General features: G+C 68.4%; 12 protein-coding genes. 10 read left to right on the top strand and 2 right to left on the bottom strand.

The window, feature by feature from the left end:
* Nucleotides 1-52 precede the first annotated feature (52 nt).
* Genes FFI87_RS23310 through FFI87_RS23300 form a run of 3 tightly spaced genes read left to right on the top strand, consistent with a single transcriptional unit; the run spans nucleotide 53 to nucleotide 3,938 of the window.
* Nucleotides 53-1,873, top strand: coding sequence for a PHA/PHB synthase family protein (locus tag FFI87_RS23310; RefSeq protein WP_138848864.1), 1,821 nt, complete (start codon nucleotides 53-55; stop codon nucleotides 1,871-1,873).
* Entirely contained in the window at nucleotides 1,870-2,892 is a 1,023-nt protein-coding gene (locus tag FFI87_RS23305; protein ID WP_138848865.1) for a bifunctional enoyl-CoA hydratase/phosphate acetyltransferase, read from the top strand. The genes FFI87_RS23310 and FFI87_RS23305 overlap by 4 nt, the downstream gene beginning before the upstream one ends.
* Before the next feature lie 5 nt (nucleotides 2,893-2,897).
* On the top strand, nucleotides 2,898-3,938 hold the full coding sequence (locus FFI87_RS23300) for a zinc-dependent alcohol dehydrogenase family protein (RefSeq protein WP_138848866.1): 1,041 nt from the start codon (nucleotides 2,898-2,900) through the stop codon (nucleotides 3,936-3,938).
* Nucleotides 3,939-4,029: 91 nt separating this feature from the next.
* Here the strand turns inward: FFI87_RS23300 and FFI87_RS23295 are convergent, their stop codons facing one another.
* Nucleotides 4,030-4,215 (bottom strand): DUF2964 family protein, encoded by a 186-nt coding sequence (locus tag FFI87_RS23295; RefSeq protein ID WP_006752850.1) that lies wholly within the window; start codon nucleotides 4,213-4,215, stop codon nucleotides 4,030-4,032.
* Nucleotides 4,216-4,564: 349 nt separating this feature from the next.
* Here FFI87_RS23295 and FFI87_RS23290 point away from each other — a divergent pair, with 349 nt between their 5' ends.
* The 7 genes from FFI87_RS23290 to FFI87_RS23260 all read left to right on the top strand — a co-directional run bounded on the left by FFI87_RS23290 (nucleotide 4,565) and on the right by FFI87_RS23260 (nucleotide 12,578).
* On the top strand, nucleotides 4,565-5,185 hold the full coding sequence (locus FFI87_RS23290) for a TetR/AcrR family transcriptional regulator (RefSeq protein WP_138848867.1): 621 nt from the start codon (nucleotides 4,565-4,567) through the stop codon (nucleotides 5,183-5,185).
* A 202-nt stretch (nucleotides 5,186-5,387) separates the two neighbouring features.
* Complete coding sequence (locus FFI87_RS23285; RefSeq protein WP_138848868.1) at nucleotides 5,388-6,446, top strand: NADP-dependent oxidoreductase; 1,059 nt, start codon at nucleotides 5,388-5,390, stop codon at nucleotides 6,444-6,446.
* Between the two features lie 82 nt (nucleotides 6,447-6,528).
* The gene (locus tag FFI87_RS23280) at nucleotides 6,529-6,828 is read left to right on the top strand and encodes a putative quinol monooxygenase (protein WP_138848869.1); all 300 of its coding nucleotides are present in this window, start codon (nucleotides 6,529-6,531) and stop codon (nucleotides 6,826-6,828) included.
* Nucleotides 6,829-6,959: 131 nt separating this feature from the next.
* Entirely contained in the window at nucleotides 6,960-7,415 is a 456-nt protein-coding gene (locus tag FFI87_RS23275; RefSeq protein WP_011658833.1) for a (2Fe-2S)-binding protein, read from the top strand.
* Between the two features lies 1 nt (nucleotide 7,416).
* Nucleotides 7,417-9,636, top strand: coding sequence for a xanthine dehydrogenase family protein molybdopterin-binding subunit (locus FFI87_RS23270; RefSeq protein ID WP_138848870.1), 2,220 nt, complete (start codon nucleotides 7,417-7,419; stop codon nucleotides 9,634-9,636).
* A gap of 15 nt (nucleotides 9,637-9,651) precedes the next feature.
* A complete protein-coding gene (locus FFI87_RS23265; protein ID WP_138848871.1) occupies nucleotides 9,652-10,971 on the top strand; it encodes a c-type cytochrome in 1,320 nt (439 codons plus the stop codon).
* Nucleotides 10,972-11,132: 161 nt separating this feature from the next.
* On the top strand, nucleotides 11,133-12,578 hold the full coding sequence (locus FFI87_RS23260) for an NAD-dependent succinate-semialdehyde dehydrogenase (RefSeq protein WP_138848872.1): 1,446 nt from the start codon (nucleotides 11,133-11,135) through the stop codon (nucleotides 12,576-12,578).
* Nucleotides 12,579-12,684: 106 nt separating this feature from the next.
* Here the strand turns inward: FFI87_RS23260 and tagH are convergent, their stop codons facing one another.
* Nucleotides 12,685-14,100: a type VI secretion system-associated FHA domain protein TagH gene (gene tagH / locus FFI87_RS23255; protein ID WP_138848873.1), complete on the bottom strand. Its 1,416-nt coding sequence runs from the start codon at nucleotides 14,098-14,100 to the stop codon at nucleotides 12,685-12,687.
* Nucleotides 14,101-14,127 lie beyond the last annotated feature (27 nt).

Here is a 14,127-nt window from a genome sequence, read left to right as displayed (position 1 = left end):
CCCCGAAGGAAAGTCCCTTGGGAAGAGGCGGGGTTTCTCGGAGCAGATTCTGATGAAAGCGTCCGTTACGCGCGCCCCGCGCGGGAACGAATCGATACGGCCATCGGGCGCGGTCGAACCCGAGTCGAGCATGACCCAATGCCCGCAAGCCGGTACGACGCCCGCGGAACAATGGAACCGCGCGGCACATGCGAACGTGGCAGCGATGACGTTCGGGCTGTCGCCCGTGTCGCTGGCGCTGGCCACGCTCGACTGGGCCGCGCATCTCGCGGTGTCGCCGGGCAAATGCTTCGATCTCGCGATGCAGGCGTGCGTGGCCGCCGTTGCACCTGCGGCAGACCAGTGCGAGGCCGAGGCCGGCGAGGCGGACCCGACGGGCCTGGCCGTGCACGCGGGGCAGGCCGATCCGCGCTTCGCGGCGCCCGCGTGGGCCGGATGGCCGTTTCACGTGTACCGTGACAGCTTCCTGGCGATCCAGCGCTGGTGGCGCGACGCGACGCACGGCGTGCCGGGCGTCGAGCGGCACCATGAGGAACTGGTCGGATTCGCTGTGCGACAGTGGCTCGATGCGTGCTCGCCGGGCAATTTCCTGGCGACCAATCCGGTCGTGTTCGACGCGACGATGTCCAGCGGCGGGGCGAATCTCGCGGCAGGCGCCTTGAACTGGCTGGAGGATGCGAAGGCGCTGCTCGAACGTGCCGGCGGCACGCATGCCCATGACGCGCGGACGTATCTGCCGGGGCGCGACGTGGCCATCACGCCGGGCCGCGTCGTCTGGCGCAACGCGTTGTGCGAACTGTTGCAGTACGAGCCGACCACGGCGCGGGTCGCGCGCGAGCCGATCCTGATCGTGCCGTCGTGGATCATGAAGTACTACATCCTCGATCTGCAGCCGCACAATTCGCTGATCCGTTTCCTGGTCGATGCGGGCTACACCGTGTTTGCCGTGTCGTGGCGCAACCCCGGCGCGGAGGCGCGCGACCTCGGGCTCGACGACTATCTGCGCGACGGATGCGTGGCGGCGTTGGATGCGGCCCGGTCGGTCTGCGGCGGAGCTGTCCACGCGGTCGGCTATTGTCTCGGCGGCACGCTGCTGGCGATCGTTGCGGCGGCCCTTGCGCGCGACGGGCGGCAGCACGAAGCGCTGCGGTCCGTCACGTTGCTGGCGGCGCAGACCGATTTCAGTGAACCGGGCGAACTCGGCCTGTTCATCGACGCGAGCGAATTGTCCGCGCTCGATGCGCTGATGTGGCGGCAGGGCTATCTGGACGGCGCGCAGATGTCGGCCGCGTTCCAGCTGCTGAATGCGCGCGACCTGATCTGGTCGCGGATGATGAGCGAATACCTGCTCGGCACGCGCACGAAGCCGAACGACCTGATGTCGTGGAATGCGGACACCACGCGCATGCCGTATCGCATGCATTCGGAATACCTGACGCGGCTCTTTCTCGACAACGATCTCGCGGTCGGCCGCTACTGCGTCGACGGGCGGCCGGTCGCGTTGTCGGATATCGACGTGCCGACGTTCGTGGTCGGCACCGAGCGCGATCACGTGTCGCCGTGGGGCTCCGTCTACAAGCTCCATCTGCTCACGCACCACGCGCTGACCTTCGTGCTGACGTCGGGCGGCCACAACGCGGGCATCGTGTCGGAACCCGGTCACCCGGGGCGTCACTACCGCCGCGCGACCCGCGAGCCCGGCGCGCCGTATCGCAGCCGGCACGACTTCGTGCGGGAAACGACGGCGGTCGACGGATCGTGGTGGACATGCTGGCGCGACTGGCTGCACGAGCGTTCGTCGGGCGACGTGCCGGCCCGCACGCCGGCCGCCGGATTCGACGCGGCGCCCGGCACCTACGTGCTCGAAACATGAACGGGAATCCGTATGCCGATGCACCCGACTGCGCGCGCCTGCCCGGCCTGCTGCCGCGTGCGGACGGCGCACTGCCGTCGCTGATCGCGCGTGCATGCAACGCGCCGGCGCTCGTCGTTGCCGTCGTGCATCCGTGCGACGCGACCAGTGTCGCGGCGCTTGCCGCGCTCGCCGCTTCGCCGCTGGGGGCATCGATCGAGCCGCTGATCGTCGCGCCGCGCGCAAAGGTGCTGCGCGTCGCGGACACCGCGGGTGTCGATCTTTCGAAATGGACGATCGAAGACGTGCCGCACAGTCATGCGGCAGCGGCCCGCGCGGTGGAACTCGCGGCGGCCGGCCGCGCCGGCGCGCTGATGAAAGGCAGCCTGCATACGGACGAGCTGATGGGCGCGGTTGTCGCCGCCGGTTCGGGGCTGCGCACCGACAAGCGCATGTCGCACTGCTTCCTGATCGAGACGCCGGCGTATCCGAGGCCGTTCATCCTGACCGACGCGGCCGTGAACATCGCACCGGATCTCGCGCAGAAGGCGGCCATCACGCAGAACGCCGTCGACGTCGCACATGCGCTGGGCGTTGCCTGCCCGCGCGTGGCCGTGCTGTGCGCGGTCGAGACCGTCAATCCGGCGATGCGTTCGACGCTCGACGCGGCGGCGCTGGCGAAGATGGCCGAGCGCGGGCAGATCACGGGGGCGATCGTCGACGGCCCGCTCGCGTTCGACAACGCGATATCGCTGCGCGCCGCGCGCGACAAGGGGATCGATTCGCCGGTTGCCGGCCGCGCCGACATCCTGATCGTGCCCGATATCGAAGCGGGCAACATGCTCGCGAAACAGCTCGAATACCTGGGCGGTGCCGCGAATGCGGGGATCGTCGTGGGCGCGCGCGTCCCGATCGTGCTGACGAGCCGCGCCGACAGCGTGGCCGTCCGGGTCGCGTCCTGCGCGTTGGCGGCGCTGCTGGCGCAGGATCGGCATGCGCCGGTGTCGATGACCGAACAGGCCACCTTTTCGATGGAGTAACAGCGATGAAAGCACTCGTTTACCACGGCCCGGGGCGCAAGGCGCTCGAACAGCGGCCCAAGCCTGAATTGCAGTCGCCCACCGACGCAATCGTGCGCGTGACGCGCACGACGATCTGCGGCACCGACCTGCACATCCTGAAGGGCGACGTGCCGACGTGCGAACCGGGCCGCATTCTCGGCCACGAAGGCGTCGGCATCGTCGAGCAGGTCGGCGTCGCGGTCGACTCGCTGAAGCCGGGCGATCACGTGCTGATTTCATGCATCTCGTCGTGCGGCCGGTGCGAGTATTGCCGCCGCGGGCTGTATTCGCATTGCACGACCGGCGGCTGGATTCTCGGCCACCGGATCGACGGCACGCAGGCCGAGTACGTGCGCATCCCGCATGCGTCGACCAGCCTGTACCGGATTCCGCCAGGTGTGGACGAGGACGCACTCGTGATGCTGTCCGACATCCTGCCGACCGGATTCGAATGCGGCGTGCTGAACGGCAAGGTGCAGCCGGGTTGCTCGGTCGCGATCGTCGGCGCGGGGCCGATCGGGCTGGCGGCGTTGCTGACCGCGCAGTTCTACTCGCCCGCGCGGATCATCATGATCGACCCGGACAGCAACCGCCTCGAGGTCGCACGGCAGTTCGGCGCGACCGACTGCTTCGATGGCCGCGGCGGCGACCCGGTCGAGGAGGTGATGAAGCTGACCGACGGCGTCGGCGTGGATTGCGCGATCGAAGCGGTCGGCATTCCGGCGACGTTCGAGATGTGCACGTCGCTCGTGGCGCCGGGCGGCGTGGTCGCGAACGTCGGCGTGCATGGCGTCAAGGCGGACCTGCACCTCGAGAAGCTGTGGGATCGCAACATCTCGATCACGACGCGGCTCGTCGACACGGTCAGCACGCCGATGCTGCTGAAGACGGTGCGCGCCGGGCGGCTGGATCCAAAGCGCCTGATCACGCACCGGTTCTCGCTCGACGACGTCGAGCGGGCGTACGACACCTTCGGGCGCGCCGCACAAACCCACGCGTTGAAGGTGATCATCGAAGTGAGCTGATTGGCGGGCGGGGCGTGACAGGAACCGGGCTGGCGGGCGGGTGCTTTCGCCCCAAGCGCGGCCGGCATCACCGCATGACGCGACAGCGTCGCTATCGCGCCCTTGACGCCGGATTCAGCTGCGCGACGAACGCGACGATGCCTGAAACCAGCGTGACGATCGCGTAAGGGACGATACGCTCGTCGACCAGCATCGCGTGGACGACACCCAGCAGCGATGCGAGTGCGATGAACACGCAGGCCGTCGCAAGCGCGCTTCGGTATTGCGGTCGGATCATGATGTTCTCCCGGGAAGGCGGCCGCCGGTGACCCGGCTTGCCGCAGGCAAAGATGCCGCTAGTTGCGCAGGACATGGCGTCATGATCGCGTGCCGGGCTCCTGCACGGTTGATCTGTATCAACGGACAAAACCTGATCGCGCCCCCGTGGGCCGGGCCGACCCGGCGACGGCAATCAGCGCGCCTTGAAGCCGGCCGCCCGAAATCCCATTCCGAAACCCGCGTGACTCGGGCGCCCCGGTGCGGCGACAACGCACCCGCGACGCCATGCGATTCGGGTAAAGTGCCGCTGAACTTGCCGGCTCGGCATTACTAGACGACCGGTCTAATCGTTGCTAAGATACGCCATCATGAATGCATCTTCAGGCGCGGAAGTCCGCCAGCACATCCTGAACACCGCGAAGCCGATCATGCTCCAGAAGGGGTTCTCGGCGGTCGGTCTGAACGAGATTCTCGCCGCGGCGGGCATCCCGAAGGGCTCGTTCTACCATTACTTCGGCTCGAAGGAAGCATTCGGCGAGGCGCTGCTCGAGTCGTATTTCGAAGGCTATCTCGCGTATCTCGACAACCTGTTCAAGCATCAGGCCGGCACGGGCGCGCAGCGCCTGATGACGTACTGGAACAACTGGCTGCACATGCAGTGCGCGGACGATCCGGAAGGCAAGTGCCTCGCGGTCAAGCTCGGCGCGGAGGTGTCCGACTTGTCGGAGGCGATGCGCGCGGTGCTGCGGCGCGGCACCAGTCAGATCATCGAGCGGCTCGCGGGCGGCATCGAGGCCGGGCTGGCCGACGGTTCGCTGAGCGGCGTCGACGATCCCGCGCATACGGCCGCGATCCTGTACGAGCTGTGGCTGGGCGCAACGCTGCTGGAGAAGATCCACCGCAACCGCCAGCCGCTCGAGCGCGCGATGCTCGAAACCCGGCGGATGCTGAACCTGCCGCCCGTCGAGCCGGACGGAGCGCAGTCATAACCCGGGCGCGCACAGGCGCGCCTTGTTTTTCCGTGCGGGCTAGACGACTGGTCTACTTGCGCCGGAGTCCGATTGCTTGATGCGCCAGGCCGCGGCTGCACCGGCTGATTCGCCGGCACGGCCGCGGCCTCGCGCATCACGGTTGTCGAACATTGATCCGATCGTGCCCGTGGCACATCCATTCCTGTTGACGGAGGTTCCCATGCCGCAAACCAAGACAGCAAACCGCAGAATCGTCCTGAACGCGCGTCCGGTCGGCGCACCCACCCCAAACGACTTTCGCACCGAGACCGCCGACGTGCCGGTGCCCGGCGCCGGACAGGTGCTGTTGCGCACGGTGTGGCTGTCGCTCGATCCGTACATGCGCGGCCGCATGAGCGACGCGCCGTCGTATGCGCCGCCGGTCGGGCTCGGCGACGTGATGGTCGGCGGCACGGTCAGCCGCGTCGTCGCATCGAACCTGCCCGCGTATCGCGAAGGCGACCTGGTCGTCGCGGGCGGTGGCTGGCAGGACTACGCGTTGTCCGACGGCAGCGATCTCATTGCGCTCGGCCGCGACTTCGCGCATCCGTCGTATGCACTCGGCGTGCTCGGCATGCCGGGGTTCACCGCGTACACCGGATTGCTGAAGATCGGCGAGCCGAAGGCCGGCGAAACCGTGGTCGTCGCCGCCGCGAGCGGGGCGGTCGGATCGGTGGTCGGCCAGATCGCGAAGCTGAAGGGCTGCCGCGTGGTCGGCGTCGCGGGCGGCGCCGACAAGGTCGCGTACGTGAAGGACACGCTCGGCTTCGACGCCTGCATCGATCATCGCGATCCGCAGTTCGCGGCCAAGCTGAAGGAAGCGTGCCCGAACGGCATCGACGTCTATTTCGAGAACGTCGGCGGCGCCGTGTTCGACGCGGTGTGGCCGCTGCTCAACGATCACGCGCGCGTGCCGGTGTGCGGCATCATCGCGCATTACAACGACGCGGCGTACGACGACACCGCGGTGTCGAGCGGCCGTGACCGCGTGCCGGCGCTGATGGGGACCATCCTGCGCAAGCGCATCCGGATGCAGGGTTTCATCATTCTCGATCATTATGCGACGGGCTATGCGCCGTTCCTGAAGGAGATGAGCGAGTGGGTCGCGCAGGGCAAGGTGAAGACGCTCGAGGACGTGATCCCCGATCTCGCCGATGCGCCGAACGCGCTGATCGGCTTGCTCGCCGGCAAGAACTTCGGCAAGGTCGTCGTGCGCGTCGGCCCGGACGAACTGGCATGAGGCGGCGCGTCCGTCTGCACGCTGGCGTCACCGGATGCCGGCTTATGGCATGCTCGATCCCGTTTCCCAAGGAGTGAAAAACATGGCGCTTTATGTGATGGCATCGGTATTTCCGAAACCCGAACACGCGCAGGCCGTCGAGGCCGAACTGCGCAGCATGGTCACGGCAACCCGTGCCGAACCCGGCAATCGCCGCTACGACCTGTTCCGCGAACAGGACGGCTCGCCGGCGCTGCACCTGTTCGAGATCTACGACGACCAGGCCGCGTTCGACGCGCACCTCGCAAGCCCGCACTTCACCGCGTTTCGCATCAAGTCGGCCGAATGGTTCTCGGCGCCGCCCGTGATCAAGGTGCTGTCGGGCATCGACGCGGCCGAATAACCCGCGCGGAACCACCGCCGCGGCTCGCCCCACCCGGGCCGGGCGGCAGCCGCCGTGCACTGCGCGGCGGCGATGAACAACCCGGCGCGCCGGTCGCGCCGCTTCCCCAATACACCGGCCCCGGAGGCTGAATGGTCACCCTCAATATCAACGGCGAGAGCCGCACGGTCGACGCCCCCGACGACATGCCCCTGCTATGGGTGCTGCGCGACGTCGTCGGCCTGACCGGCACGAAATTCGGCTGCGGGATCGCGCAATGCGGCGCGTGCACCGTGCATCTCGACGGCGTCGCCGCGCGCTCGTGCGTGCTGCCGGTCGCGGCCGTCGCGGGCCGCAAGATCACGACGATCGAAGCCGTCGGCGCGACGCCGGCCGGCCAGAAGGTCCAGGACGCGTGGCGCGAGCTCGACGTCGTCCAGTGCGGCTACTGCCAGTCCGGGCAGGTGATGGCGGCCACGGCGCTGATCGCGTCCAACCCGAGCCCGAGCGATGCCGACATCGATGCGGCGATGGCCGGCAACATCTGCCGCTGCGGCACGTACAACCGGATTCGCGCGGCCGTGAAGCACGCCGCGAAGGGGAGCTGACATGTCGCGAGGACTGATCCAGGCAGGTCGGGCCGGCGCGGGCGTGTCGCGCCGTTCGTTTCTCAAGGCGGGCATGTCGCTCGGCGCGGCGGCGGGCGGCGGCCTGCTGCTCGGCTTCAGCATGCCGGCGGCCGGCGATGATGCGCGGCGCTCGGTGATCGGCGGCGATGCGGACGAAAACGCGCGTGCCGGCGTATTCGCGCCGAACGCGTTCGTGCAGATCGACCGCAGCGGCAAGGTCACGCTGGTGATGCCGAAAGTGGAAATGGGCCAGGGCGTCTACACGGCGCTGCCGATGCTGATCGCCGAGGAACTCGAAGTGCCGCTGTCGAACGTCACGCTCGATCATGCGCCGCCGAACGAGAAGCTGTTCCTCGATCCGCTGCTCGGCGGCCAGCTGACGGGCGGCTCGACGTCGGTGCGCTACGCGTGGGAACCGCTGCGCCGCGCGGGCGCGACCGCGCGCACGCTGCTGGTTGCCGCGGCCGCCAAACAATGGAGCGTCGATCCGGCCACCTGCCGCGCGGAAAACGGCGAAGTGCAGCACCCGCCGAGCGGCCGGCGCGCATCGTACGGCCAGCTCGCGGATGCCGCGTCGAAGCTGCCGGTGCCGAAGGACGTCGCGTTGAAGCAGCCGGCCGATTTCAAGCTGATCGGCAAGCCGGTGAAGCGGCTCGATTCGCCGGAGAAGGTCGACGGTACCGCGCAGTTCGGGCTCGACGTGCGCCTGCCCGGCATGCTGTACGCGGTGATCGTGAACAGCCCGGTGTTCGGCGGCACGGTTGCGAGCGTCGACGAGACGGCCGCGAGGAAGATTCCCGGCGTGCGCCAGGTGGTGCGCGTCGACAACGCGGTCGCGGTGGTCGGCGATCACACGTGGGCCGCGAAGCGCGGCGCGTCGGCGCTCGTCGTCAAATGGAACGAAGGCGCGGACGCGAAGGTGTCGACGAAGGACATCGTCGCCGATCTCGCGCAGGCCGCGGCGAACGGCAAGGGCGCCGTCGCGCGCAAGGAAGGCGACGTCGGCCGTGCGTTCACGAATGCGAAGACGCGCGTCGATGCGGTCTATGAGCAGCCGTTCCTCGCGCACGCCACGATGGAACCCGTGAACTGCACGGTGCAGGTGCGCGCCGACGGCTGCGAGATCTGGGTCGGCACGCAGGTGCCGACGCGGGCGCGCGATACGGTGCAGCAACTCACGGGGCTCGCACCCGAGAAGATCGTCGTGCACAACCATTTGCTCGGCGGCGGCTTTGGCCGGCGGCTCGAGACAGACATGATCGGACAGGCCGTGAAGGTCGCCAAGCAGGTCAACGCGCCCGTGAAGGTCGTGTGGACCCGCGAGGAGGACATCCAGCACGACATGTACCGGCCGTACTACTACGACCGGATCTCGGCCGGCCTCGACGCGAACGGCAAGCCGGTCGCATGGCAGCACCGGATCGTCGGCTCGTCGATCATCGCGCGTTTCGCGCCGCCTGCGTTCAAGAACGGCGTCGATCCCGACGCGGTCGAGGTTGCCGCCGAATTGCCGTACGACCTGCCGAACCAGCTCGTCGACTACGTGCGGCAGGAGCCGCGCCACATCCCGACCGCGTTCTGGCGCGGCGTCGGCCCGACGCGCAGCACGTTCGTCGTCGAGAGCTTCATCGACGAGCTGGCGGCGCAAACCAAGACCGATCCGGTGCAATACCGGCGCGCGCTGCTCGACAAGACGCCGCGTGCGCGCAACGTGCTCGACGTCGCGACGAAGGCGGCCGGATGGGGCACGTCGCTGCCGAAGGGGCAAGGGCGCGGCGTATCCGTGATGCACGCGTTCGGCAGCTTCTTCTCGATCGTCATCGACGTCGCGGTGGAGGAGGGCGAAGTGCAGGTCAAGCGCGTCGTGTGCGCGGTCGACTGCGGGATGGCGGTCAATCCGAGCACGATCGAGGCGCAGGTGCAGGGCGGCATCATCTTCGGGATCACGGGCGCGCTGTATGGCGAGATCACGATCGAGGACGGCCGCGTCGTGCAGACCAACTTCACCGACTACCGGATGATGCGCATCAACGAGACGCCGCCGATCGAGGTTCATCTCGTGAAGAGCGCCGAGGCGCCGGGCGGCATCGGCGAACCGGGCACCGCCGCGACCGCGGCGGCCCTGTCGAACGCGATCTTCGCGGCGACCGGCAAGCGGCTGCGCAAGCTGCCGGTCGGCAGCCAATTGAAGACGGCCTGAGGGGAGGGACGAACCATGCGAAACCTGAACCTGAACCGCTCGAATCGCGTCGCTCGTACGTTCGGCGCATCGTTGATCGCGCTGTCCGCGCTGACGGCCGGCACCGCTGCGGATGCCGCGCAAACGGCGCCGGCCGACAGCGCGCTGGTCGCACGCGGCGCATATCTCGCGAAGGCGGGCGACTGCGTGGCGTGCCACACCGCGCCGCGCGGCGCGCCGTTCGCCGGCGGCCTGAAGATGGTCACGCCGATGGGCGCGATTTACACGACCAACATCACGCCCGACCCGGAAACCGGCATCGGCGGCTATACGGAAGCCGAGTTCGCGGGCGCGCTGCGCGCGGGTGTCGCGAAGGACGGCCATCACCTGTATCCGGCGATGCCTTATCCGTCGTATGCGAAGCTGCGCGACGACGACGTGAAGGCGCTGTACGCGTACTTCATGCACGGCGTCGAGCCGGTGAAGCAGGCGAACCGTGCGTCCGAGATTCCGTGGCCCCTCGGCATGCGCTGGCCGCTGGCACTGTGGAACGCGGTGTTCCTCGACACGAAGCCGTACGCCGACAAGCCGGCCAAGGACGCGGCGTGGAACCGCGGCGCGTATCTCGTGCAGGGGCTCGGGCATTGCGGGTCGTGCCACACGCCGCGCGGCGTCGGCTTCCAGGAGAAGGCGCTGGACGAAGGCGGCGCGGCGTTCCTGTCGGGCGCGGCGATCGACAACTGGTTCGCGTCGAACCTGACCGGTGAGCACAATACGGGGCTCGGCCGCTGGAGCGATGCGGAACTCGCGCAGTTCCTGAAGACCGGCGCGAACCGCCATGCGACCGCGTTCGGCTCGATGGTCAGCGTGATCAACCACAGCACGCAGGAACTGACCGACGACGACCTGACGGCAATGTCCCGTTACCTGAAATCGCTGCCGGCGGCAGGCGGCACGGGTGCGCCGCCTTACCGTTATGATCCGAAGGCGACGCAGGTCTCGCTTGGCCGGCCGGCGAACGATCCTGGCGCAAAGGTGTATAACGCTTACTGCCTGCATTGCCATGGCGTGGACGGCCGCGGCTACGCGCCGCTGCTCGCGCCGCTCGCCGGCAACCCGAACGTGCTCGAGGCCGATGCATCGTCGCTGATCAACGTGACGCTGAACGGCAGCGAGTCGCTCGTGATCGGCGGCGTGCCGTCCGCGTATCCGATGCCGGCGTTCTCGAACCAGTTGAACGACCGCCAGATCGCCGACGTGCTGACGTTCATGCGCGCCGGCTGGAACAACGGCGCGCCGGCCGTGCAGCCGGCGGACGTCGCGAAACTCCGCAAGGCGACGGCGGCCACGCGCTGAGCGCGGCCGACCGTGGCGGATGACGACGGGCATGCGTGCCGCTTGCCCGTCGTCGAACATTGCCGGGTGCATCGCGCCCGGCAACGCAGCGCTTTCTGTCAACCGGCGCGCGGCCATTCGCGGCAGCGCGCGTTTTATCGACGCAAAGTAGGGGTGTGTGGATGGCTAACGTGACTTATACGGATACGCAACTGCTGATCGACGGCGAGTGGATCGACGCCGCGAGCGGCAAGACGATCGACGTCGTGAACCCGGCGACGGGCAAGGCGATCGGCAAGGTGGCCCACGCGGGCATCGCCGATCTCGATCGGGCGCTGGTTGCCGCGCAGCGCGGTTTCGAGGCATGGCGCAAGGTGCCCGCGAACGAGCGCGCGGCGACGATGCGCAAGGCCGCGGCGCTGGTGCGCGAGCGCGCCGACACGATCGCGCAGCTGATGACGCAGGAGCAGGGCAAGCCGCTGACGGAAGCGCGTGTCGAAGTGCTGTCGGCAGCCGACATCATCGAATGGTTCGCGGACGAAGGCCGCCGCGTGTACGGCCGGATCGTGCCGCCGCGCAATCTCGGCGCGCAGCAAATGGTCGTGAAGGAGCCCGTCGGCCCGGTCGCGGCGTTCACGCCGTGGAATTTCCCGGTCAATCAGGTCGTGCGCAAGCTGAGCGCCGCGCTCGCGACCGGCTGCTCGTTCCTCGTGAAGGCACCGGAAGAAACCCCGGCGTCGCCCGCCGCGCTGCTGCGCGCGTTCGTCGACGCGGGCGTGCCGGCCGGTGTAATCGGGCTCGTGTACGGCGATCCGGCGGAAATCTCGTCGTACCTGATCGCGCACCCGGTGATCCGCAAGGTGACGTTCACGGGTTCGACGCCCGTCGGCAAGCAACTTGCCGCGCTCGCGGGCCAGCACATGAAGCGCGCGACGATGGAGCTGGGCGGCCACGCGCCAGTGATCGTCGCCGAGGATGCGGACGTCGCGCTGGCGGTGAAGGCCGCCGGTGGCGCGAAGTTCCGCAACGCGGGCCAGGTGTGCATTTCGCCGACGCGTTTTCTCGTGCACAACAGCATCCGCGACGAATTCACGCGCGCGCTGGTGCAGCACGCCGAGGGGCTGAAGATCGGCAACGGCCTGGAGGAAGGCACGACGCTCGGCGCGCTGGCGAACCCGCGCCGGCTGACCGCGATGGCGTCGGTCGTCGACAACGCGCGCAAGGTCGGCGCGAGCATCGAGACCGGCGGCGAACGGATCGGCTCGGAAGGCAATTTCTTCGCGCCGACCGTGATCGCGAACGTGCCGCTCGAAGCGGACGTGTTCAACAACGAGCCGTTCGGTCCGGTCGCGGCGATCCGCGGCTTCGACAAGCTCGAGGATGCGATCGCCGAAGCAAACCGTCTGCCGTTCGGGCTGGCCGGCTATGCGTTCACGCGCTCGTTCGCAAACGTGCACCTGCTGACGCAGCGCCTCGAGGTCGGGATGCTGTGGATCAACCAGCCCGCGACACCGTGGCCGGAAATGCCGTTCGGCGGCGTGAAGGATTCGGGCTACGGATCGGAGGGCGGGCCGGAAGCGCTGGAGCCGTATCTCGTCACGAAGTCGGTGACGGTGATGGCGGCCTGACGATCGTTGGAGTGCGTGCGTGCCGGCGGTTGTGCGGCGCGCATGCTGTGTTGCCGCAGGCCGGGCTTTTTGCCCGGCCTTGTCGTTTCGGGTCCTTCTGCTTCGCTCAATGCCGGTTGCTGCCGCGATAGCTTTCCACTTCCGCGTCGTACGCCGCCAGAAACGCCTTGCCGAACACCGACGCGAAATCGTCCTCGATCGCGAACACCGTGTCGCGATGGGTCGCCGCGTAGCGATCCCACATCCTCGCCTTGTACAGCGCCGGCACGCGCTTCTCGTACCAGCGCAACGCATCGTCGCGCTCGCGCAGCCGTTGCGGCGAAAAGCGCGTCAGCAGGTCCATCAGCGCGGCGCGCATGCCCGCGACCATGCCGATCTGGTGCGCGTGCAGATCCTGGAACGCGTCGCTGACCGCGCTCTGCGGCGACATGAAGCCCGGCAGCGGCAGCCCGAACATCTGCCGCAGCACGGCGCCGCCATCCGGCAGCAGCTTCAGCGGATTGTTCTCGCGATCGAGCAGCATCGTCATGTGCGCCTTCACCTCCCGCTTCAGGATGCTGCGCGACGACAGCAGCTCGACCGTGCCGTGCGCGAACAGCGCCAGCAACTGTCCCGCGATGTAAAGCTGTTCGGCCGACCACTGATGCGATTCGGCGGAGGTATCGAGTCCGGCGCCTTCGAAGAACGCGTTCAGCAATTCGTCGGGCGTCGGCACGCGGCCATCCTGCGGTGCAGGCGCGTCGGCCGGCCGCGCCCCGGCGTGCGCTGCCGCCGGTTGCACGCGCACGTGCTGCGTCCACTCGGGCGCGTGGTCGGCCTGCGTCGCGGACGGTGCGCCGCGATCCGCATCGCCGCGTTCGGCCGGTGATGCCGAACCCGATCCAGCGATATCGGGCGACGACTGCGTGAACAGGTCGAGCGGATCGATCGACAGCTGATTCAGGTCGCGCGGCGATGGCACCGATGGCGCCGATGGCGCGGTGCGGCTTGCCGGCTGCGCAGCGTCCCCGCGCGCCGTGCCGGACCGGGTGCCGGCGTCCGCCGCGTTGCCGCGCGGGGCGAGGCGATCCTGCAGCAGGCTCCATAAGCGGTTGCCGGCGCCTTTCGTCTCGTCGGTTGCACGAGCAGCAGGCTCCGGCGCGCGTCGCGGGTCAGCGCTCGTGTTGGCAGCGGAGGGCATGTCGACGACCGGCGCCTCATGGCCGTCGTCACGTTCGGCGCGCAGCACGTACGGCCCGATGCGGATGATGTCGCCGCTATTGAGCGGCCGCTCCTGTGCATAGCCGACCGGCTCGCGATTCACCTCGATCGTCGACACGCTGCTCAGGTTCTTCAGCAGGCACGCATCGTCGCCGACCTGCAGCAGGGCCTGCAGCCGGGAGATCTGCCGGGTGTCGTCGCGCAGCACGAGATGGTTGTCGGTGGCCCGCCCGATGGTGCCGCCGGGCGGGTGGAACACGACGGCGTCGTAGGAGTCGCCTCCGACCGGCTCGCCGGCATGTTCGATCACGATCAGTTGCATGTCATACGTCGCTCGGTAATGAAGCGC

This window comes from Burkholderia sp. KBS0801 (assembly GCF_005937855.2).
In the GTDB taxonomy this organism is placed as follows: Bacteria; Pseudomonadota; Gammaproteobacteria; order Burkholderiales; family Burkholderiaceae; genus Burkholderia; species Burkholderia ambifaria.
Note: the sequence above shows the minus strand (reverse complement) of the source record. Positions and strands in the feature narration are given on the sequence as shown.

Excerpts from the sequence above, each read along its gene's own strand:
- FFI87_RS23310 (WP_138848864.1), top strand. The coding sequence starts at position 53 with ATGAAAGCGTCCGTTACGCGCGCCCCGCGCGGGAACGAATCGATACGG.
- FFI87_RS23305 (WP_138848865.1), top strand. The coding sequence starts at position 1,870 with ATGAACGGGAATCCGTATGCCGATGCACCCGACTGCGCGCGCCTGCCC.
- FFI87_RS23300 (WP_138848866.1), top strand. The coding sequence starts at position 2,898 with ATGAAAGCACTCGTTTACCACGGCCCGGGGCGCAAGGCGCTCGAACAG.
- FFI87_RS23295 (WP_006752850.1), bottom strand. The coding sequence starts at position 4,215 with ATGATCCGACCGCAATACCGAAGCGCGCTTGCGACGGCCTGCGTGTTC.
- FFI87_RS23290 (WP_138848867.1), top strand. The coding sequence starts at position 4,565 with ATGAATGCATCTTCAGGCGCGGAAGTCCGCCAGCACATCCTGAACACC.
- FFI87_RS23285 (WP_138848868.1), top strand. The coding sequence starts at position 5,388 with ATGCCGCAAACCAAGACAGCAAACCGCAGAATCGTCCTGAACGCGCGT.
- FFI87_RS23280 (WP_138848869.1), top strand. The coding sequence starts at position 6,529 with ATGGCGCTTTATGTGATGGCATCGGTATTTCCGAAACCCGAACACGCG.
- FFI87_RS23275 (WP_011658833.1), top strand. The coding sequence starts at position 6,960 with ATGGTCACCCTCAATATCAACGGCGAGAGCCGCACGGTCGACGCCCCC.
- FFI87_RS23270 (WP_138848870.1), top strand. The coding sequence starts at position 7,417 with ATGTCGCGAGGACTGATCCAGGCAGGTCGGGCCGGCGCGGGCGTGTCG.
- FFI87_RS23265 (WP_138848871.1), top strand. The coding sequence starts at position 9,652 with ATGCGAAACCTGAACCTGAACCGCTCGAATCGCGTCGCTCGTACGTTC.
- FFI87_RS23260 (WP_138848872.1), top strand. The coding sequence starts at position 11,133 with ATGGCTAACGTGACTTATACGGATACGCAACTGCTGATCGACGGCGAG.
- tagH (WP_138848873.1), bottom strand. The coding sequence starts at position 14,100 with ATGCAACTGATCGTGATCGAACATGCCGGCGAGCCGGTCGGAGGCGAC.